22 protein-coding genes are annotated in these 20,267 nt (G+C 72.5%); 10 read left to right on the top strand and 12 right to left on the bottom strand.

The genetic code is table 11. From position 1 onward, the window contains the following. Positions 1 to 56 precede the first annotated feature (56 nt). Positions 57 to 467 carry a hypothetical protein gene (locus tag ACIRPP_RS17315; protein WP_403643157.1) on the top strand — a complete coding sequence of 137 codons (411 nt, stop codon included), beginning with the start codon at positions 57 to 59 and terminating at the stop codon, positions 465 to 467. 38 nt (positions 468 to 505) lie between these two features. Here the strand turns inward: ACIRPP_RS17315 and ACIRPP_RS17320 are convergent, their stop codons facing one another. After that, positions 506 to 1,837, bottom strand: a complete 1,332-nt coding sequence (locus ACIRPP_RS17320) for a DUF5933 domain-containing protein (RefSeq protein WP_403643939.1) — start codon at positions 1,835 to 1,837, stop codon at positions 506 to 508. A gap of 913 nt (positions 1,838 to 2,750) precedes the next feature. Between ACIRPP_RS17320 and ACIRPP_RS17325 the strand changes: the two genes are divergently transcribed. The 6 genes from ACIRPP_RS17325 to ACIRPP_RS17350 are packed head-to-tail and all read left to right on the top strand — an operon-like array spanning position 2,751 to position 6,899. Further along, entirely contained in the window at positions 2,751 to 3,170 is a 420-nt protein-coding gene (locus ACIRPP_RS17325) for a WXG100 family type VII secretion target (RefSeq protein ID WP_403643160.1), read from the top strand. 43 nt (positions 3,171 to 3,213) lie between these two features. Beyond that, the gene (locus ACIRPP_RS17330; protein WP_164332404.1) at positions 3,214 to 3,528 is read left to right on the top strand and encodes a WXG100 family type VII secretion target; all 315 of its coding nucleotides are present in this window, start codon (positions 3,214 to 3,216) and stop codon (positions 3,526 to 3,528) included. Next, positions 3,528 to 5,279 (top strand): RNase A-like domain-containing protein, encoded by a 1,752-nt coding sequence (locus tag ACIRPP_RS17335; protein ID WP_403643163.1) that lies wholly within the window; start codon positions 3,528 to 3,530, stop codon positions 5,277 to 5,279. The genes ACIRPP_RS17330 and ACIRPP_RS17335 overlap by 1 nt, the downstream gene beginning before the upstream one ends. A 35-nt stretch (positions 5,280 to 5,314) precedes the next feature. Then, positions 5,315 to 5,884, top strand: a complete 570-nt coding sequence (locus tag ACIRPP_RS17340; RefSeq protein WP_403643165.1) for a hypothetical protein — start codon at positions 5,315 to 5,317, stop codon at positions 5,882 to 5,884. 33 nt (positions 5,885 to 5,917) lie between these two features. Beyond that, positions 5,918 to 6,217 (top strand): RNase A-like domain-containing protein, encoded by a 300-nt coding sequence (locus ACIRPP_RS17345; RefSeq protein ID WP_403643168.1) that lies wholly within the window; start codon positions 5,918 to 5,920, stop codon positions 6,215 to 6,217. Between the two features lie 16 nt (positions 6,218 to 6,233). Then, on the top strand, positions 6,234 to 6,899 hold the full coding sequence (locus ACIRPP_RS17350) for a contact-dependent growth inhibition system immunity protein (protein WP_403643172.1): 666 nt from the start codon (positions 6,234 to 6,236) through the stop codon (positions 6,897 to 6,899). A 26-nt stretch (positions 6,900 to 6,925) separates the two neighbouring features. On the opposite strand, the gene ACIRPP_RS17355 is transcribed toward ACIRPP_RS17350, so the two are convergent. From ACIRPP_RS17355 to ACIRPP_RS17390, 8 genes are all read right to left on the bottom strand, one after another. Next, on the bottom strand, positions 6,926 to 8,029 hold the full coding sequence (locus ACIRPP_RS17355; RefSeq protein ID WP_403643174.1) for a hypothetical protein: 1,104 nt from the start codon (positions 8,027 to 8,029) through the stop codon (positions 6,926 to 6,928). Between the two features lie 213 nt (positions 8,030 to 8,242). Continuing rightward, positions 8,243 to 8,827 carry a TerD family protein gene (locus ACIRPP_RS17360; RefSeq protein ID WP_403643177.1) on the bottom strand — a complete coding sequence of 195 codons (585 nt, stop codon included), beginning with the start codon at positions 8,825 to 8,827 and terminating at the stop codon, positions 8,243 to 8,245. A 131-nt stretch (positions 8,828 to 8,958) separates the two neighbouring features. Further along, on the bottom strand, positions 8,959 to 9,804 hold the full coding sequence (locus tag ACIRPP_RS17365) for an ABC transporter permease subunit (protein WP_403643180.1): 846 nt from the start codon (positions 9,802 to 9,804) through the stop codon (positions 8,959 to 8,961). Next, positions 9,801 to 10,844: an ATP-binding cassette domain-containing protein gene (locus ACIRPP_RS17370; RefSeq protein ID WP_403643183.1), complete on the bottom strand. Its 1,044-nt coding sequence runs from the start codon at positions 10,842 to 10,844 to the stop codon at positions 9,801 to 9,803. Before ACIRPP_RS17370 ends, ACIRPP_RS17365 begins: the two co-directional genes overlap by 4 nt. Before the next feature lie 130 nt (positions 10,845 to 10,974). Beyond that, on the bottom strand, positions 10,975 to 11,640 hold the full coding sequence (locus ACIRPP_RS17375) for a response regulator (RefSeq protein WP_403643185.1): 666 nt from the start codon (positions 11,638 to 11,640) through the stop codon (positions 10,975 to 10,977). Further along, a complete protein-coding gene (locus ACIRPP_RS17380) occupies positions 11,637 to 13,019 on the bottom strand; it encodes a sensor histidine kinase (RefSeq protein ID WP_403643188.1) in 1,383 nt (460 codons plus the stop codon). Before ACIRPP_RS17380 ends, ACIRPP_RS17375 begins: the two co-directional genes overlap by 4 nt. Positions 13,020 to 13,229: 210 nt before the next feature. After that, the gene (locus ACIRPP_RS17385) at positions 13,230 to 14,447 is read right to left on the bottom strand and encodes an NAD(P)/FAD-dependent oxidoreductase (protein WP_403643191.1); all 1,218 of its coding nucleotides are present in this window, start codon (positions 14,445 to 14,447) and stop codon (positions 13,230 to 13,232) included. 103 nt (positions 14,448 to 14,550) lie between these two features. After that, complete coding sequence (locus tag ACIRPP_RS17390; RefSeq protein ID WP_403643194.1) at positions 14,551 to 15,498, bottom strand: RNA polymerase sigma-70 factor; 948 nt, start codon at positions 15,496 to 15,498, stop codon at positions 14,551 to 14,553. Between the two features lie 188 nt (positions 15,499 to 15,686). Between ACIRPP_RS17390 and ACIRPP_RS17395 the strand changes: the two genes are divergently transcribed. After that, entirely contained in the window at positions 15,687 to 16,046 is a 360-nt protein-coding gene (locus tag ACIRPP_RS17395; protein ID WP_403643197.1) for a hypothetical protein, read from the top strand. Positions 16,047 to 16,145: 99 nt separating this feature from the next. Here ACIRPP_RS17395 and ACIRPP_RS17400 read toward each other — a convergent pair whose 3' ends face one another. Then, entirely contained in the window at positions 16,146 to 17,294 is a 1,149-nt protein-coding gene (locus tag ACIRPP_RS17400; protein ID WP_403643200.1) for a sugar ABC transporter substrate-binding protein, read from the bottom strand. Between the two features lie 330 nt (positions 17,295 to 17,624). Between ACIRPP_RS17400 and ACIRPP_RS17405 the strand changes: the two genes are divergently transcribed. Further along, the gene (locus tag ACIRPP_RS17405; RefSeq protein ID WP_403643203.1) at positions 17,625 to 18,686 is read left to right on the top strand and encodes a hypothetical protein; all 1,062 of its coding nucleotides are present in this window, start codon (positions 17,625 to 17,627) and stop codon (positions 18,684 to 18,686) included. Between the two features lie 122 nt (positions 18,687 to 18,808). Then, on the top strand, positions 18,809 to 19,138 hold the full coding sequence (locus tag ACIRPP_RS17410) for an antibiotic biosynthesis monooxygenase family protein (RefSeq protein ID WP_403643206.1): 330 nt from the start codon (positions 18,809 to 18,811) through the stop codon (positions 19,136 to 19,138). A 191-nt stretch (positions 19,139 to 19,329) separates the two neighbouring features. Here ACIRPP_RS17410 and ACIRPP_RS17415 read toward each other — a convergent pair whose 3' ends face one another. Together ACIRPP_RS17415 and ACIRPP_RS17420 are read right to left on the bottom strand one after the other, a co-directional pair. Then, positions 19,330 to 19,533: a cold-shock protein gene (locus ACIRPP_RS17415; RefSeq protein ID WP_004985680.1), complete on the bottom strand. Its 204-nt coding sequence runs from the start codon at positions 19,531 to 19,533 to the stop codon at positions 19,330 to 19,332. 242 nt (positions 19,534 to 19,775) lie between these two features. After that, on the bottom strand, positions 19,776 to 20,156 hold the full coding sequence (locus ACIRPP_RS17420) for a MerR family transcriptional regulator (protein WP_403643210.1): 381 nt from the start codon (positions 20,154 to 20,156) through the stop codon (positions 19,776 to 19,778). Positions 20,157 to 20,267 lie beyond the last annotated feature (111 nt).

The following is a 20,267-nucleotide window of genomic DNA, read 5'->3' on the forward strand; positions in this document are numbered from 1 at the left end:
GAGCGGACCGGGCACGGTGGGCGCACCATGAAGTCAGCAGCACGGAGGAGGGCGGCATGGACGAAGGACACCGCGCTCACGAACCGCAATGGGGTCCCCGCGCCGCCCCGCGCAACTCCGCGGGAGCGGCGGCCGGGCGGCCGGTGCCGCCCCCGGGCCCCGTGCCCGACTCCCGCTACGGTGACGGGAGTCGGCCGCCGCAGGGCAAACGGCGCCGCGTCTTCCTGTGGGTCTTCCTGGCCGTCCAGATCCTGTTCCTCGTATGGGTGATCTGGGGCGCATCGACCGCCAGTGGCACGCCCGAGGCATGCCGGGGCCGGACGGGCGACGACCTGCGCCTGTGCAACGACGCGAGCGACGTCGGCACCACCATCGGCGTGGGCCTCGTCATCGCCCTCTGGGCAGCCGTCGACGTGATCCTCGGCTTCACCTACCTCGTCTACCGGCTCGCGAGCCGACGCGCCTGAGGCGTTCCGCCCCCGCGCGATGCCGGTCGGCGTCCCCCTCAGGCCGGTTCCGGGTGGGCCTCCGGGCGTGGCGCGGGAGCGGGGCCCGGTTGTTCCCAGGCCGTCGTCGTGCGGACGTAGCCGTAGACGACCGACGCCGTCACCAGGACGAGCAGCGGGCCCGCCAGCCACGGGTGCCGGGCCATCTCCAGCGGCAGGAAGCGGTAGGACAGCAGGAGCGCGGCGAGCACCGTGGTGCCGTAGGCGACCAGGTGGACGCCCGAGCGCTGCCAGCCGGTGTCGTGGGCACGCAGGGCCGCCTCGACGGTGAGCACGAAGACCACACCGGCGATGAGGTCGACACCGTAGTGGTAGCCGAAGCCCAGCGTGGCGGTGAGCGTGGCGACCAGCCAGAACGTGCCCGCGTGGCGCAGCAGGCGCGGGCCCCTGCGCGTGTGGAGGAAGATCGCGGTGGCCCACGCGGTGTGCAGGCTGGGCATGCAGTTCCGCGGGGTGATCCCGTCGAACGGCATCGGCTGCGGGATGCCGACCGGTGGCAGGGTCTCCGGCCACAGGTGGGCCACCGCGAGGTGGGCGCTGGACGGGATCTGCTCCGCCCAGAGGCTGACCGAGGCCCAGTACTCGGTGCCGGTGCCGTAGGCGAAGAGCGGTCCGACGACCGGGAAGACCATGTAGAAGGCCGGTCCCAGGAGCCCGATCACCAGGAAGCTGCGCACCAGGTGGTGACGGGGGAAGCGGCGCTCCGTCGCCACACCGCGCAGCTGGTACAGCGCGACGAGGACCGCGGCCACGGCGAGCTGCCCGTAGACGACGTCGAGGACGTTGAAGCCGACCGCTCCGGTGGCCGTGATGATCCGGCCCACCAGCCAAGACGGCTCGCCCAGGGCGTGGTCCGCCGTCGCCACGTACTGGTCCAGGACCGTGGGCCGGCTCTTCGACGTGATGAGCAGCCAGGTGTCGCCGGTCTTCCGGCCCGCCACCAGCAGCAGACCGAGGCCGACGCCCTTGAGCATCAGGACGCGTTCCGCGCCCGTGCGGCGGGTGACGGCGACGACCGCGCAGCCGAGGATCACCCACAGCGCCCCGTTGCCGAAGGGGTGCCCGCCGCCCGCGCCCGCGTCCGCCGCCCAGCGGACCAGGAGGAACACGAGGTCGATGCCGAGCGCCGCGGCGAGTGCGATCAGCCGCTGCCGCCAGGTGAGGACCACCATCGTCAACGCCAGGGCGGCGTACAGCAGACCGCCCGACTTCGGGGGGAGCACGGTCTCGCGCACCTGGTGCGTGAGCGGGCCTGCCACGCCGTAGTGGCGGGCCGTGAACTCCAGGGCGACGAGGAAGCCGAGGGTGACGGCACCGGCGGCGGCCCACAGCGCTGTCCGGCGGGGGCGGTGTCCGGCGGGTGTGGCGGGTGCGGCGGATCTCCCGCTCCCGGGTGGGTGCGACAGGTCCCGCGGGGGTATGTGGGTCACTTCACGGCTGCTTCGGTAGGGGGTGGTCGTGTCGGGGCGCTGGGTTCGCCCGTCGCCGGTCGGACGGCACCGCGTTCCCGCCCTCTCCTCGCGTCACGGGGGTGACGGGCCGCCCGTCGAATCAAGACGGACGCGGGAGGGGCGGGGTTGCCTCGGTCGGCGTCGGCGTCGGCGTCGGCGTCGGGGCCGGGGCCGCGGCCTCAGGGTGAGTAGCCGGGCCCGGTCGCCGGACGATCAGGGGCCACCGACGCATCGCGCCGCCCGCTGCGGGCCGGGAGCGGCGCCGGGCCGCGCCGCCCTAAACGCCGCCCGCGCAGGGCCACTCCGGGACGGGCCACGCCGGGCGCGCACCACTGCCACACGGTCACGGCGCCGCCCGCCGTTCCGGCCCACCCGGCCCGGACCCGGCAGACGCGCCCCTCACCGCTCCGCCCACAACCGTCCCCCCTCGGTCCGCCCCCGCACGCCACGCGTGCCGTGCCTGTCTCCTGTGCGTGCGGACCGCCCCCGTCGGCAGGGGTACCGCCCTCGCACGCTCGCGCTGAGCGAAGCACAGGCATCTGTGCAGGTCAATACCGATTTGAGCACGTGGGGCAGCGGAGGGCCGCGCCACTGCCGCGTGCACCGCCGGGCCGGGAGGGGACCGGTGGCGTCGCCCCACCCGACCGACCCATTCGTCCGCCCTGCTCGATGTCGTGTCATGGCTGCCAACTCGCCCTGAGGGAAAGCAGTTGGTCCTTCCGACACCCGGATTTATAGAATCGTCGGAGCAACAGCGGGCCACTGAGGCCGAAGTACGGGGGACGGAGGCACCATGGGCGTGCCCGGCACAGGCCCGGGGCAGGAGGGCGGCCCCGATCTGCGGGTGTCGGCGAAGAGCCTCACCAAGCTGGCCGACGACCTGGACGACATGCAGGACCACCTCGACAAGCAGGTCCGGCGCATGGACGCGATCGTCGACAAGATCGAGGCCGGCTGGCAGGGGCCGGCGGCCTCCGTGTACCGGAACTTCCATCGCGCCGCCACCGAGGACGCGGTACGCATCCGTGAAGTGATGAAAATGCTGGAGGAAGCCGTACGGCTGAGCCGCGACGGCTTCTCCGAGCAGGACCTCGAAGTACTGGCCCGCATCAGCCGGATCGAGGTCGACATCGGACGCGAGGTGGACCGCCTCTCGACGCCGAACACCGAGGCACCTCCGTCGGCACCCCGCAGCAGCCTCGACGACCTCTGACCCTTCGCACCAGGGCAGCCGCCGCAACGACCACAGGGGGATCATGTCCAGCGGAGTCGAACCCGACGACCACATATCCGTCTCCTTCGCCACCCTCCAGGAACTGGCCGGCGATCTGGAGGACATCCTCAAGAAGCTGAACAGCAAGCTGGACGGCCTCTACGACCGCGTCGTGCCCGTCGTGCTGTCCTGGGAGGGGGAGACCCGCAACGTCTTCGTCGAGAAGCTGGACGAGTGGGACCGCTCGGCCCAGGACCTCGAGGCGGCCCAGAAATGGCTGCACGAGGTGGTGACGACCGGCCACGGCAGCTATGCGGCGGCACACGCGGCAGTGCTCCGTGGATGGGGTGCCGCCTGATGAGCGGGGGACTGCCCACCGACGAGGAGCGCGCCCAGGAGCGGGCCGCCGCCCGGACCCGGTCTCCCAAGTCCAGCGGCGGCTTCGACGTCCAGCCGCAGCACATGTACTACACGGCGCTCGTCGTACGTGACGGACAGTTCGACTACGACAAGGGAGCCAAGGCGCTCGTCGAGGCACTCAACCAGTACAGCCAGTCCGCGGGCACCGGCCGCGGCGCCGACGAGTTCGCGGCCGCCTACGACGCGCTGACCGAGAAGTACGTGGAGCTCTGGGCGAAGAGCGTGATCAGCGTGGGCGGTGTCGCGGTCGGCCTGACGGACACCACCAACAAGTACGTCCAGGCCGACTGGCAGGCCCGCCGGATGTACGGGCCGCCACCGGTGGAGAAGCAGCCGCCCGCCGTCATCCAGAACGTCCCCCGGTACGGCCCGGTCAACGACATCAAGTGGACCGGCACCGGTGAGGACGCGGACTCCTGGGCCATTTCTGGCATCCTCGGCGAAATACCCGACTTCCTCGCCGACGTCATCCGGCCCGCCATCGAGCAGGGGCTGCGACTCGGAAAAATGCACGAGATCACCCCCGGAATCAAGGACGACGACTTCAGATCCATGGCCACGGCCTGGGGAGCGGCCGAGAAGGCCGCCAAGGCCGCGTCGACCAACTTCAACAGCGCCATCAAATTCATCACCGACAACAAGGGCAATGATGAATGGCAGGGCGCCATGAAGGCGTTCTGCCAGACGATCTGGGGAACCACCGAATGGGGCCGCACCTACGATCCCCAGGGGAACCGGGCCTCCATAGGCCGGGTCTGGAAGACCGAGCGCAACGTGCAGCCCGCCAAGCGGCGGCCCATCATCGACATCCTCCACGAGACCGCGACGACGGTGCAGAAGACTCTGGACCACCTGGCGGACGTGGGGAAGAAGACGCGCGACACGAAGGTCCGGCTCGGCACGGAGGCCGCCAAGGCGACGGTGCGGGACCTCACCCTGGACCTCGACCTCTTCGAACTGACCCGGCTCACGGCGACCCTGGCGTTCGGCGAGATCGTCATGACGTTCCGCTCGCACATGGACAAGGCTGCCGCCGACAAGGCGGTCGAGGCCTACCACGAGGCATTCAGTGCCGCGGCGACCGAACTGAAGAAGCTCCAGCCGGCCCTGGACGAGGCGCTCCTCAGCGTGCCGACGTTCCGCGCGGAGGCGGCCCGCGCGGCTGCCTACGGCGCACGCACCCTCAACGACTTCAAGAAGGAACACAGCTGGCAGCGGCCCGGAGAGAGCCAGATCCCCTACAAGTACTCCATCGACCTGGCCACCGAGGAGGAACTGTACGGTGGACACAGCATCGACAAGCACGTCGGGCTGACCGACGAGCAGTTGACGCAGCGGTTGCGGGACGAATCGAATGGAGCAGGCAAGCCGGGTATTCCCGCCGCCTCCACCTTCACCGACCTCGAATCTGCGCAGAAATACACCCAATACAATATTCGGGCCAATACAGCAGAGATCGACGACTGGCTGACGGGCCCTCCCCCTCCCGCTCCCGGCACCAATATGGAGTTCTCCGTGAACTCCGTCGACCCGGCCGCCGTGGGGCCACCGGTGGTGACGGGACGTACGGCGCCGGTGGTGAACGACCATCCGACGCCCCCTCAGGATGCTCATGGCGTCTCGACGGTTCTCAAGTACGAACCGAACCTGGACCCGCCGTTCGTCGTGTTGACGTCCATGCCGCAGTGATCAGCGAGGACTACAGAGAGCGTTGAGGAGGACGGGTGACCTTCCTGAGTGAGCAGACATGGGCGGAGGCGATCGGCATGTACGCGCGCCGGTACAGCATCGCCAAGGTGACGGGAAGAAAACATGAAGACTGGGCACTCGACGTACTCACTCTGATGCGCGGGGACTCACCGGACGTGCGCGGCTGGCAGACGGTCGATTTCCACGAAGCAGACTTCGAGAGGCAGGAAGACCAGTACTATCCCTTCGTCCTGTTGCCGGGGAAGACAACGGAGACGGACGAATGGAAATCCCGCCTCCATGAGATCCCACGACCATCGGCCGAGCGATTCCTCGTGACACTCTCCACTCAGTGGCTCGACGTCGAGAAGGAGCACGAGTTCGAGCTGCGCAAGGCAGGACTGCAAGCGAAGGCCGCTGTTGTCCTCTCCCGGTTCCCTGAAGGTTCCCGCTTCTACGCGAATACCGGCCCCAAGAGCGCGCAGCTCGACTATTACCAGAAGGTCCGCGTCTGCTCGCCCGTGTCCAGACATGACTGGGACATGGGCCTGATCCTTGTCTCCGAGTCCGAGGTCGGCATGGTCTGGTCCTTCGATCCGAAGTGAACCCGGCCGCATTCCCCACCGGAAGGTAACCCCTTGCGCACCCGCACCGCCAGCTACCCCGACCGTGAGACCGCCCAGTGGGCGACCCAGCATGTGGTCACCCGGAACGAACAGGTCATCCACGCCTGGCTGGCGCGGTCCACCCGGCAGCGGCTGACCATCGAGGAGGCGTGGCCGACGCGGGAACAGCCGGTCGGACGCGTGCAGTTGCAGGCCATGGCCCTGGCCGGACGCGGTGCCGTCGACGTCCGCGCCGCCAGGGTCGTGCTGCGTCGCGAGCCGGCGGCCGCTCACGGGTTCGCCGTCCACGCCAGTTTTCCCGTCTACCTGTGAAGGCAGTCTCCGCACCGTGGCACTGACCCCGCTCGAACACGACCGACGCTACGGCGAGTTGGACCAGGTTCTCCGCGCCTATGTCGGACAGCCGGCCGACGACACCGAGGACGCGCCCGGCCCGGCCCTCACTGCCTACCTGCGCCACACCTGGCACACCCGCCCCTGGGCTCTCGCGGTCGCCGAGGCTCAGCTGCGCGACTACGCCCGCAACCCTCCGGGACGGCTGCGGGTCCGTCTCGGAGAGTTCTACGCCCTGCCGGACGTGGGTCTGCCGGACGCGGAGGTCCTCGCTTGGCTGACCGTGGTCGCCGACCACATCCGGCGCAGTGTGGAGGAGGGGCTGGTCCCGCCCCCCTCCGCTCCCGCCACGCACTGGGAGTGGAACGCCCGCTTCCCCGAACTGGGCCAGTTCCTCGGGGGCTGGTTCTCGCAGGACATGCCGGACGAGTTCGACGATCACGATGCCGCCGTGGACGACTACCGCGCGACCACCGACCCGCAGCTCGTGGCCCGCGCCGTGGGAGAGGTACGCGAGCTGCTCGCTCTGGAGCTGGGTGAGTCCGACTACGCGCTGGGGCTGGCGGAGCTGGGCATGGAGGTCGACCCACCGGCGCCGTACGCGCCCAGCGGCTGGCTCGCCCTCGTCGCCGGACGGCTCACGTCTCCGGCCGCACCCTGACTTCCCGCGCCAGGAACGGCAGGGCGTTAGTCGCCCCCTCCGCCTCCGCCCCCGTCGCCGCCTCCCGAGTCGCCGCCGCCGGAGTCTCCACCGCTGCCGCCGTCGCCGCCGTCCGAGCCCCAGCCGTCGCCTCCGCCGGGTTCGTTGTCCTCGGCGCCGCTGCCGAGGTTGGTGAACCACGGGCGGTCCCAGTCCTGGTCGGCGGCGAGGGGTTCGCCCCCGGGGCCGACGGATGCCGGGCGGGGCCGCCGGGAACGGAAGCGGGCCGAGCCGGTGGTGTCGCCGATGCCGAAGGACACGGCGAAGAACTGGGCCATCACGGCGTCCAGCGCGTCCCCGCCGTCGAGGCGCACCGGAGTCAACGGCAGGAGCAGCGAGCCGGGGCCGGGTGCGGGGCGGGAGTACGGCGGGCGGGAGAGCAGGGCGACGGGCCGTTCGTTGCACCGCAACAGCGAGGTCACGGAGTTCTCGCGCGTCAGCACCCAGTGCCGTCCCGGGATCTGCAGCTCCACCCGCCGCTTGCTGCGGCGTTTCCGGTCCTTGAGGACGAGTTGCGCCCGCGTCCCCCCGACGGTCGCCAGCAGGCCCTTCGACGGGGACTGGTCACGGGCGTCGTAGCCGCCCGGTGCCCGCAGGCGTACGGCCGGCGCCTGCGGTCCCCACACGTCGACGCGGACCAGGCCCCGGTCCACGGCGACGGTGACCGGGCCGGCGGGCCCCGGTGCGACCCGCCGTGCGATCCACAGCGGTACGCCCTCCGCGCGGGCCCGCTCACCGAGCGCGGCCACCTGTGCGGGGCCGCCGCAGCGGCCCACCGCGAGCTCCCCGAGCCGGTGAGCGAAGGCGGCCGCCTGACGCGACTTCACCGGCCGGGTGGTACCGGTGACGCGCGTGACCGGCACGATGCCGGGCCCGTCCGGCAGCCGGTGCAGGGGGCGTTCGGCCCCGCCGCCGCCGAGCCATACGCCCCGCTGGAACGCCTCGGCCATGGCCGCGAGGTGCAGTTCCTCGAGAGGGGTCGTCCGGCGGCCCACCCGTAGCCGCTCCTCGGTCAGTTCCACGGTCCGCGCCAGCGGATTCCACGACTGCTCGCCGTACAGCACCCGGCTCATCCACACCCCCGTGTTCATGCGTTGCGTTCCCTCGGGCCGGGCCCACGCCCGCCCCGGCCCCGCCACAGCCCGCCCCGGCCCCGCCACAGCCCGCCCCGGCCCCGCCACAGCCCGCCCCGGGCCCGCCGGTGCCGCCCAGGAGCGGGCCTCACCGGTGGGACCCGTACAGGCTGCTGGGCACCGCCGCCTCGCGCGCCGCCCCGGGCCGGGTCTCCGGCCGGGCGGCGTGCGTCACTTGCTGACGGCGAAGGCCATCAGGGCGTGCTCGTCGCCCTGCCTGACCTTCCCCGTCGTGTTGATCACTTCCAGCTTCCACGACCCGCCGACGCGCACCGCCTTGGCCACCGCGCACGCGTTGTCCTTGGTGAGCAGGCTGGGCCAGATGTCGGCGACCTGCTGGGAGCTGCCGCCGGAGGCGTCGTAGACCTTGAAGCTGATGTTGCGTGCCTTCTGGAAGGAACTGCCCTTCTTGAAGGCGGCGGCGATGAACACGATCGCCGTGATGTTGCCGGGGATCCGCGCGAACTCGACGGTGACGGTCTCGTCGTCGCCGTCGCCGTGACCCGTCTGGTTGTCGCCGCTGTGCTGCAGGGAACCGTTCCCCATGGGGTCCAGCGAGTCCAGGCCGGCCAGGCGGACCGGGTCGCCGCCCTGCATGGCGATGGCGATGAGGTCGAGGTCGGTCCCGGCCTTGCGGCGCAGCTTGCCCATCACCCCGCCGCTGGTGCCGGCGGTGGGGTCCCAGGACACGCCGAGGGACAGGTGGGTCACTCCGTCCAGGTCCGCGGGACCGTCTTCCTTGGTGAGCGTGATCACGTAATCCGTCCTTCCGGCTGTGGGGTCCTACACCACGCAGAGTGTGCCTGGTGCCCCCGCGGTTCCCGACCCCGGGTGCCGTCCCCGTGTCCGTGGACCCCCGAGCCGTGACCGGGACGTGATCGTCCGGGTCAGGCGTCGCGCCGCCGCAGCACCAGCGCCGCCCCCGCCACCGCCACCGCGGTGTAGGCGGTCACCAGCCCCAGGGACGGCCAGGCGCCCAGGCTGCCGACGACCTCAGGACCGGCGTCGGACGTCTGCGTGAGCTTCTCCAGGGCGGCCGTCGGGGTGGCCCCGACGACCCACCGCTGGAGGTCGCCGAGGAGCGGCCCGAACAGCGACGGCAGCAGCAGGAAGCCCACCACGGCGGTCACCGCGCCGGCGGCGTGCCGTACGACCGTGCCGACGGCCAGTCCCAGCACGCCCACCACCGCGAACAGCGTCCCGATGCCGAACAGCGCCGGCAGCGGCTTTCCCTGGGCGTGCGAGCCGTCGAGGACGGCGTCCCCCAGCAGGTACGCGACCGTGCACGAGACCAGCCCGACGACGAACAGCACGCCGGCGAGCAGCACGGCCTTGGCGGCCAGCACCCGTCCCCGGCGGGGCACCGCGGCCAGCGTCGTGGCGATCGACCCGCTGCTGTATTCCCCGCACACGGTCAGCGCGCCCACCACGCCCGCGATCATCAGCCCGACCACGCTGAGCGTGAGGCTGCCGCCGAGCACGGTGTCGTCGGGCTGCAGGCTGTCGGTCAGCCCCACGACCACCGCGCCGACCACGATCACCAGGGCCACGGAGACGGTCGTCCACACCGTGGAGCGCAGTCCGGCGTATTTGGTCCACTCGAAGGCCAGGGCCTCCCGGAAGCCGGGAGGGGAAGCGACCACGCCCGCGGCGGCGCCCGTCGCCGTGCCCGCCTTCCTCCCCGTCGTCATGCTCGTCCCCGTACTCGTCTCCCTGCTCGTGTGCGTGTTCATCGCCGCGGCTCCTTCGCGTCGCTGTCCGTGTCGGTGTCCGCGCCGGTAGCGGTCGGGTGACCCGTGCCGGAGCCGCGGTATTCGACCGCCTCGCCCGTCATCGCCGTGTAGATCTCCTCCAACGTCGAGCGGAACGGGGTGAGTTCGTGCAGGGCCACACCGTGGTCGCGGGCCAGTTCGCCGACCGCCGCCGTGCTCATCCCCGTCACCCGCCAGCCGCCGTGCCCATCCCCGTCACCCGCCGGCCGCCGTGCGCCTCCCCCGGGGGCGCCTCCTGCCGGATACGGCGGGGAGTGGGGGACGACCGTGGCGCCCCGGGACTCCAGCAGGCCGCGCAGCCGGCCTGCCTCCGCGTCCGGCGTGCGCACCAGGGACCAGTCGGGCGAGTGCGCCGCGATGAAGTCCCGCATGTCCGTGTCGGCGAGCAGCCGGCCCCGGCCGATCACGACGAGCCGGTCGGCGGTCCGTTCCAGTTCGCTCATCAGGTGGCTGGACAGGAACACCGTGCGGCCCTCGGCGGCCAGTGAGGTCAGCAGGCCGCGGATCCAGCGGATGCCCTCCGTGTCCAGGCCGTTGACCGGTTCGTCGAGGATCAGCACCCCGGGGTCGCCGAGCAGGGCGCCCGCGATGCCGAGCCGCTGGGACATGCCGAGCGACAGCCCCTTGGCCCGCCGGTCCGCCGCCGCCTCCAGACCGACGATGCCCAGCACCTCGTCGACCCGGCGCGCGGGCAGGCCGTGCGAACGGGCGAGACCGAGCAGGTGACCCCGTACCGTGCGGCCGCCGTGCACCGCGCGGGCGTCGAGCAGGGCCCCGACCTCGCGCAGCGGCGCGGCGAGACGGTCGTAGCGGCGGCCCGCGACGGTGGCCGAGCCCGCGGTCGGGGCGTCGAGGCCGAGGATCAGGCGCATGGTGGTCGACTTGCCGGCGCCGTTGGGGCCGAGGAAGCCGGTCACCCGGCCGGGGCGGACGGTGAACGACAGCCGGTCCACGGCGGTCCGCTCGCCATGGCGTTTCGTGAGTTCTCGCGCTTCGATCATGTATCCGACGCTACGGACGACGGACGAACCGGACATCTGCCGCTGGGAGTCGGCCCGTACTCCGCCGGGAGCAGGGATTCCGGCCGGCCCGCGCATCCCCGCTCTCCGGACATCCCCGCCCCCGTGAGGCTCAGCCCTCGCCCGCGCGCACCAGTCCCGTTTCGTACGCCGTCACCACCAGCTGGGCCCTGTCCCGGGCCCCCAGCTTGGCCATCACCCTGCTGACGTGCGTCTTCGCCGTCAGCGGGGACATCAGCAGCCGCCTGCCGATCTCGTCGTTCGACAGGCCGCGTCCGACCAGGGCGAGGACTTCGCGCTCGCGGTCGGTCAGCGGGTCGAGCCGCCTGCGGGCCTGCACCTCGGGTGCCTTCAGCCGGGCGAACTCCTCGATCACCCGGCGGGTGACGGCGGGCGCGAGCAGGCTCCGCCCGGCGGACACGGTGCGGATGGCGGCGCGCAGGTCGTCGGGGTCGATGTCCTTCAGCAGGAAGCCGGCCGCCCCGGCGCGCAGCGCCTCGAAGACGTACTCGTCGGCCTCGTACGTCGTCAGCACCAGCACCCGCACGGCGTCCAGCGCGCGGTCGGCGCCGATGCGGCGGGTGGCCTCCAGGCCGTCGGTGCGCGGCATGCGGATGTCCATGAGCACCACGTCGGGGCGCGTCGTGCGGGCCAGCTCCACCGCCTGCACGCCGTCCGCGGCCTCGGCGACGACGACCAGGTCGTCGGTCAGGTCGAGCAGGGCGCGGAACCCGGCCCGCACCACCGTCTGGTCGTCCGCCAGCAGGACCCGGATCACGGGGCACCCCCGGTGTCCGGGCCTGCCACGACACCGCCGTCAGCCCCGGGGCCGCCCTCGACCCGCGGTCCGGCGGGCGCCCCGACGGGCAGCTCGGCCGTCACGCGCCAGCCCCCGCCCGGGAGCGGGCCCGCCACCAGCCGGCCGCCGACCGAGGCGGCCCGCTCCCGCATCCCGATCAGACCGAAGCCGTCACCACCGGTTCCCTCACCCGGCGTGCCGTCACCCGGTGTGCCGTCCCAGGCTGCCCGGGCGCCCCCGGCCCCGGTGCCGGACACGCCCCCACCGTCCGGCGCGGTACGGCCGTGGTCCACCCCGCCATGGCGTCCGTCGTCGGTGACCTCCACCCTCAGCCGGTGCCCCTCCGTACTCACCGACACCCTCGCGTGCCGCGCGTCCGCGTGTCTGATCACGTTGGTCAGTGCCTCCTGCACGATCCGGTAGGCGGCCAGCTCGACCACCTGCGGCAGCGGTCCGGCCGCCACGCGCAGTGTCACGTCGAGACCCGTCCCGCGCACCCGCTCCGCCAAGTCCGCCAGTTCCGCGAGCCGGGGTGCCGGGCCGGTCAGGTCTCCGCCCTCCGACCGCAACACGCCGACCGTGGCGCGCAGTTCGTGCACCGCCTCCTTCCCCGACGCCCGCACCTGCCGCATCGCCGCCCGCGCCACCTCCGGGCGGGCGTCGAAGGCGTCCAGGGCCAGCCCGGCCTGCACGGTCATCGCCGACACGGTGTGGGCGACCACGTCGTGCAGCTCGCGCGCGATCCGCACCCGCTCCTGCTCCACCCGGCGGCGCGCCTCGCGCTCCCGTTCCGCCTCCGCCCGCTCGGCCCGGTCCTCGTACTCGCGCATCAGCTCCCGTCGCCCGCGCACGGCCTCACCCAGGAGCAGCGGCACCAGCGGCCACAGCATCTCCAGCAGGGGTGCCCCCTGCGGCTGCACCACGTCGATGCCCGCGACCAGCGACACCGCGCCGGAGACCACGGCGGCGATCACGGCGGTCCGCACGGTGCGCCTCCGGTCCCCCTGCACGGCGACGGCGTACAGGGCCACCATGACGGGCAGGTTGAGCAGTTCCCCGATGTGCCCGTACAGCGCCCACCCGGCGCAGGCCGCTCCGGTGACCACCGTGACCGCGACCGGATACCGGCTGCGCACCAGCAGCGCCCCGATGGACACCGCGAACAGCAGCCAGGTCACCGCGTCGGCCTGCCGGTAGCCGGGATCGTTGACCGCGGCGTCCGAGCCGGTGAGCACGGCGACGACCGCCGCGATCAGGAGGTCCACGACCGGCGGCGGCAGCGGCCGGCCCGTGCGGAGGAGGTGCCGGTACCGGGAGATCCGGGAGATCGCGGGGATCCGGGAGGCAAAACGGCTCACCGCGCCACCGTAGGAGGCCGGGGCGGCGGACGCGTACGACCTGGGGAGTACACGCCGCCTTCCTGCCCCGCCCCGCCGGCGGGCCGCCGGGGACGGCCCTCGGGCCGCGCCACGGAGCGGCGGTCGTCAGGCCGCCTCACGGAGCGCGGGGTCCTCAGGCCGCCTCACGGAGCGCGGGGTCCTCAGGCCGCCTCGCGGAGGGCGGGGCCCTCAGGCCGCCTCGCGGAGGGCGGGGTCCTCCGGGCGCGCCGGGTCCCGCACCACGCGGCGGCGCCGGACCGGCATGCCGAGCAGCGGGTTGGCGACGCCCCAGGCGGCACCCTTGTTGACCAGTTCCTTGTAGACGGCGGCGAGCCGCCCGGTCAGGGCCGCCCGGACGGCCCGGTCGTCGGCGGTGACGTACTGGATGAGGCCCTCCTTGCGGCCCAGCGAGATGCACTGGTTGAAGTAGCGCATCGGCACGTGGGGCAGCTTGCCGCCGGTCAGTCGGGCGGTGATCGCGTCGGCGGCCTGCCAGGCGGTGGGGACGCCGGAGGCGCACGACATGCGCAGCGGCTTGTCGCCCGGTCCCATCACCATGGCGGTGTCCCCGATCGCGTACACGTCCGGGTGGGAGACCGAGCGCAGGGTGCCGTCGACGACGACCTGGCCGGTGTCCGTGACCTCCAGGGCGGTGGCGCGGGCGATCGGGTGGACGGCGAAGCCGGTGGTCCACACGGTGACCGCGGCCGGGAGGTCTGTCCCGTCGGCGGTGGTGAGGTGGCCGGGGCCCACGGCGGTGACGGAGGCGTTCTCGTGCACGGTGATGCCGAGCCCGCCGAACACCTTCCGCAGGTGCGCCCGGCCCTTGTCGGACAGCCAGTCGCCTAGCGTGCCGCGGGTGGCGAGGGCGACGTCGAGGTCCGGGCGGGCCTCGGCGATCTCGGTGGCCGCCTCCACCCCGGTCAGGCCGCCCCCGACGACGACCACGGAGTCCCCGGCCCCCAGCCGGGCCAGGCGCTCGCGCAGCCGGAGCGCTCCGGGGCGGCTCGCGATCTCGTGGGCGTGCTCGGCCACACCGGGCACCCCCTGGTCGTTCCAGCCGCTGCCGAGGGCGTACACAAGGGTGTCGTACGCCAGCTCCTCCGCGGTACCGCCGCCTCCCTGCGACGCGGTGCCGACGACGGTGACGGTCCTGCGGTCGACGTCGATGCCGGTGACCCGGGCCTGCTTCAGGACGACGCCGGTGCCCGCGAGCATGTCCCGCAGCGGACGGGGGCGGAGGTCCTGGCCGGCCGCGAGCTGGTGCAGGCGCACCCGCTCGACGAAGTCGGGTTCGGCGTTGACGAGGGTGATGGTGACGTCGTCACGGTGCAGTCGCCTGGCGAGGCGCCCGGCGGCGCTGGCTCCGGTGTATCCGGCTCCGAGTACGACGATGCGGTGCTGCATGTCCCTGCTCCTGTCTTGAGCGGATTCGCCCCTTGAACCGGACAGGGCGCCGTTTCCTGACAGGAAATGAATGTGACCTGCATCACATGCATGGGGGGTGCGGTCAGAAGGTGTGGGGGAGCACCGGTTCGCCGCGGTCGATGGCCGCCCACTGCCGGGACAGGCGTTCCAGCTTGTCGGGGTTGACCTGGCTGCGGACGGCCGCGATGCCCTCGTCGGTGACCTCCAGGCACATGACGCCGACCACCCGGCCGTCGACGACCGCCACGAGGGCGGGCTCGCCGTTGGCGGTCGTGGCGTACAGCGCGGGCGAGCCGCCGACCAGGGAACGCTTGGCCTTGGACGGGACGAACAGGCCCCGCATGAACTTCGCGACCGCGACCGCGCCCTCGAACGCCTTGGCCCGGGCGGGCGCCTTCCCGCCGCCGTCGCCGACCGCGACCGCGTCCTCGGTGAGCAGCCTCACCAGCGGCTCCGTCCGGCCGCTGGTGGCGGCCGCGAGGAACTCGTCGATGACCCGCCGGGCCGCCGCCTCGTCGATCGCGGTACGCCGCCGGCCCGCGGCGACGCGCTCCTTGGCCCGGTGCAGGATCTGCTGGCTGGCCGCCTCGCTGATGTCGAGGATCGCGGCGATCTCGCGGTGCGGGTAGTCGAAGGCCTCCCGCAGCACGTACACGGCGCGCTCGTTGGGGGACAGCCGCTCCAGCAGCACGAGCACCGCGTACGACACCGACTCGCGCTGTTCGGCGGTGTCGGCGGGGCCGAGCATCGGGTCCCCCTCGATCAGCGGCTCGGGGAGCCACTGGCCCACGTAGGTCTCGCGCCGGGCGCGGGCCGAGGAGAGCTGGTTGAGGCAGAGGTGGGTGAGGACCTTCGTCAGCCATGCCTCGGGCACCCTGATCCGGTCGACGTCGGCCGCCTGCCAGCGCAGGAAGGTCTCCTGCACGGCGTCCTCGGCCTCGCTCGCCGAGCCGAGGAGGCGGTAGGCGATGGCTTCCAGGCGGGGCCTGGCGGCCATGAACCGGTCTACGTCGTGCGCGGTCGGGCCCATGAACCGGATCCTAACGCCCGGGCCGCAGCCCCCACCGGACCCCGCGCCCCCCGGGGCACCGGGCCCGGGTCCCCCCGGCCGGGCCCACCGGTCCGCTCCGTGGCACCCGGCCCGCCGCACCGCCGGCCCGCGGTCGAGGGGGCCGTGGTGTACCCGGCCCGGCCCGGCCTCGGCTACGCTCCATCAGCATGTCGCACCCTGACGATCTGCTGGCCGGCATCGCGGCGATGGTCGAAGCGGATCAGGACAGTCAGATGTCCCTCACCGTGGTCGTCTCCGGGGCCGTGATCACCGGACGGCTCGCGCCGGAAGCCCTGTGGCGGGCGCGGGTGGCGGAGGTGCTGCGGGACTCCGCACGCCTGCGCCACTTCGCCGTTCCCTTCACCCGGGCCCGCGACGCGGACGCCCCGCCCACGCACCTGCACTTCCACCTCGCGCGCATCCTCCAGGGCAGCTACGGCATCCCGGACACCGGCGGCATGTACCGCGTCGCCCTCGCCGATGTCAGCGCCTGGACGATCGGGGACATCGGTTACTCCGACGAGTGAGCCCTGCCGGACGCGGGGACCGTCCGGCCGCCCGTGGGACGCCCGCGGGAGGGCGGTGGCGGGCGCGCGCCGTGACGGCGTCCCCGTGTCCCGGCGTGCTCAAGGGGTGAGGTCGACCGATTCGCAGGCCTGCGCGTACTGCGCCGTGCAGATCTCCTCGGCGGAGTAGACCTTGTCGAGGATCACCGTGTCCTTGATGTTGTCCTTGGTCACGGCGACGACCGGCACGAGCATCGCCGGGATGTCCTTGCGGGTGGGGCTGTCGACCCGGTCGCGGGCCAGCGCGTCGAACTGGATGGAACGGTCCTGCACGCGTGCCACCGCGATCTCCGCGGCGCCGCTCGCCTCCAGCAGGAACGACTTGTACACCGTCATGTACTGCTCGCCCGACACGATGCGCCGCACCGCCGCCAGGTCCGCGTCCTGCCCGGTGACCGGCGGCAGTTCGGCGACCCCGGCCTCCTTGAGCGCCTCGATGACGGCGCCCGCCATTCCGTCGTTCGCGGAGTAGACGGCGGCGATATTGGCCGCCCCCACCTTCTCGATCGCCTCGCGCATGTTCTCCTTGGCGACCTTCGGGAGCCACTTGCGGGTGTCGTACCGGGCGACGATGTCCACCTTGCCGTCCAGCTCCGCGAGCGCGCCCTTCTTGAACAGCGCCGTGTTCGGGTCGGCGGGGGCACCGTTCATCATGACGACCTTCTCCGCCTCGGCGTCCTCGCCGAGCGCGTCGACGACGGCGCGGCCCTGCACCTCGCCGACCAGCTCGTTGTCGTGCGAGACGAACGCGTCGACCGGCCCCTCGGCGAGCCGGTCGTAGGCGATGACGGGAATGTCCGCGTCCTTGGCCTTCCGCACGTCGGCGGCGACCGCCTCGGCGTCCACCGCGTTCACCACGATGACGTCGACGCCGTCGGCGATCAGCTTGCCGAACTGCTCGCTCTGCTTCTCGCTGCTGCCCTCCGCGTTGGCGTAGACGACCTTGCCCTTGCCGTCGGTGAGAGCGGCCACCCGCTCCTTGATCAGGGGGTGGTCGAACTTCTCGAAACGCGCCGTGTCCTTGTCGGGCAGGAGCAGACCCACGGTCATCTCGCCGCCGTGGGACGGCGAGGCGTCATCGTCCGGGCCGGCCGCGCCGAGGACGCCGCACGCGCTGAGGGACAGCGTGCAGGCGGTGGCCGTCAGGACCCGCGCGGTACGGCGCGCGACGGCCGAGGTACGGGCAGTACGGGTGGTACGGGGGTTCACAGCAGGTGCCTTCCGGGGCGGGGGTGCAGCGTGGCGACCGGGTGATGGGCAAGCCAACGCGGCATGACCGGGCAGCGTCAAGAAAGCACTGTAACGGGCTCGCAACAGCAATCCCGCACCCGCCGGAATGTGCCCGCACAGCATCGGTTTTCGGCCGTCAGTACCGTTTTTCGGACCTCAACTCCCGTTGCTGCGCCGAAGGTTGTTCAATACCTTGAAGCTACTTACGAGTCACCTGCGCCTCCCTCACGCGTTTTCCCCACGGCGTGCGGAGTATGTGCGCAGGAAAGGCACAGGGGCTGCACACCGCCACCCCGGCCTCTCGTTAGCGTGACGGTCCCTGCTCCGATCAGGAAGAAGCAGATGGACTACTGCTCCACGTGCCGCCGTCATCTGAACGGCGCTCTGGTGTGCCCGGGTTGCGGCGCCTACGCGCCCGACATCGCGCCGGGCGTCCTCGGCGGCCACCACGTACCGGGAGCGGCGACCGCGCGCCGGGCCGGACCGGCGACGGCCGGGGACCCGACGAGCCGGGCGGACCGCGTGGTCCCGCCGGACGTCCCCCGCCCGGCGAACCCCCTCACCCCCGCCGGAGCGGGCCACCAGGCACTCGGCGCGGGACCGGCGGCACACACCGCGCACGCCGGTGAGGACATACCCGCCGACGACCTGCCGCCGATGTCCGCCCGGCCCACCGGACGCGCGGCGCGGCGGCGGCAGCAGGACCGCCGGCGGAAGACCCAGCGCCGCGCGCTGATCGCGACGGCCGTGGCGCTGGTCGGCGGCGGACTGACCGTCGCCTCGATGGAGCGGGGCACCGGCGACCGCGCCCAGACGGCCACGGCACCCGACCCCGGCGGCATGGGCGGCGCCCACGAGCTGACGGGCCCGGACACCGGCCCGGCCTCCCCCGCCCCGGCCGACACCCACCGGCCGGGCGCCGACCGCCCCGCACAGCAGCCCTCGGACACGGACACGGACGGTCCCCGGCGTCAGGGCGCCGCCGACCGGCCGTCCACGGCCACGTCGAACACCGCGCCCGACGGTGCCGCCTCCGCCCCCGCGAGCACCGGCACCCGCGCCGACCGCTCCGCGACGGCAGGCCGCACGGCCCCGCAGCCGTCGGCCCCGGACACCGGGTCCGCCCCGGCGGACTCGTCCCGCACGGGGACGGGAGCCGGAGCGGGCAGCGGCTCCGGGGCCACGGGCTCGGGCTCGGGCGGCGCTGCGGCCGGCACCGGGGACGGGGCCACCGACACCGGCCCGGGCGGCAGCGGCACCGCGGACCGGGACGGGGCGCAGGCCACCTCCCCCGGCCCCTCGGCGGGGTCGCCGTCCGACACGTCGGACTCCTCCGCCCGGCTCTGCCTTCTGGTGATCTGCCTCGGCTGACCGGGTGAGCGCACCCGCCCGCCCCCGGTCGCGTCGGGTGGTTCCGCCACTCCGGGCACGAGCCGCCGCTCCGGGCGCCACCCGTCCGTGAAGCAGAACCGGCGTTGCGGAAGAATCGGACCATGAGCATCGTCAAGATCAACGTACTCACCGTCCCGGAGGACCAGCGGGAGACGCTGGAGAAGCGGTTCGCCGCCCGGGCGGGCGCGGTCGAGAGCTCGGACGGCTTCGAGTGGTTCGAGCTGCTGCGCCCGGTCGAGGGCACCGACACCTACCTCGTCTACACCCGCTGGCGGACGGAGGAGGACTTCCAGCGCTGGATGGCCGGGCGCGGCCAGGCCGCCCACGGCGGCGACGGGCAGCAGGCTTCCGAGAAGCCGCGGCCGGCGGCCACCGACGCGACGCTGTGGTCCTTCGAGGTGGTCCAGCAGGCGGCCCCCAAGCAGGGCTGACCCACCACTGGGGAAGCCGGGGAAAGGAATACGACGGCAGTACGAGCCGGACTTGCATGAGCCGGACTTGCATGAGCCGGACCGGCGAGAGCCGGACATGCGAGAGCCGGACATGCGAGAGGGGCCCGCACCGAAGTGCGGGCCCCTCTCGAAAACCCTGCGTACGTGCGTACGGAAGTACGCGGTACGGGTCAGGCAGGAACGATGTTCTCCGCCTGCGGGCCCTTCTGGCCCTGGGTGACGTCGAAGGTCACCTTCTGGCCTTCCTGGAGCTCGCGGAAGCCCGAGGTGGCGATGTTCGAGTAGTGGGCGAAGACGTCAGCGCCGCCGCCGTCCTGCTCGATGAAGCCGAAGCCCTTTTCCGAGTTGAACCACTTCACCGTACCGGTGGCCATATCAAATCTCCTGAGACAGTGCCGGGAAAACGCACTTTACGAATTCCCTCATCGTCGCGATGATCACCTGCCCGGAGAACCGGTGGCAAACTGGCAACCACAACTGCAACTGACGTCAGCCTAGCACGCGGGATATCTGCGGCAAGCGATAAAAATCACCGGGAAAAATCGCGCCGCGCGTGTTTGGGGAGAATAGATGTCGGCCGGGAGGGGCGTATTTCTGTTCCGGCGGAAGCAGATTTTCAACGGCGTCCGTGAACGGTCCGGTCGTCCGTCCGCCGCAGTCGCTCGTTGTCCCGTTCCGCGGCGTCGAGCTGCTCCTCGAGGCTGATGATGCGGCACGCGGCGTCGACCGGTGTCCCCCGGTCCACCAGCTCACGGGCGCGCGCGGCCAGCTTCAGCTGGTGCCGTGAGAAGCGGCGGTGACCGCCCTCCGACCGGGTCGGGGTGATCAGTCCCGCCTCGCCCAGCGTGCGCAGGAACGCCGGTGTGGCGCCGACCAGTTCCGCGGCCCTGCCCATGGTGTAGGCCGGGAAGTGATCGTCGTCGAGCCGGTCGGCGACGGGAAGACGATCCGCGTCCGACGGGTCCACGTCGGAGTACGGCTGACTGTCCGAGGGCATACCCACCTTCCTGCGGACCGCTGACAGACCACGGCCCGCTGCGGGGACGGGTTCCCCGCACCGGAATTCTAGTCGCCCGGCCGGAAAATCTGTCCCGTCGACGACAGGTGT

The sequence above is a fragment of the Streptomyces sp. NPDC101219 genome, assembly GCF_044767675.1.
Classification (GTDB): Bacteria; Actinomycetota; Actinomycetes; order Streptomycetales; family Streptomycetaceae; genus Streptomyces.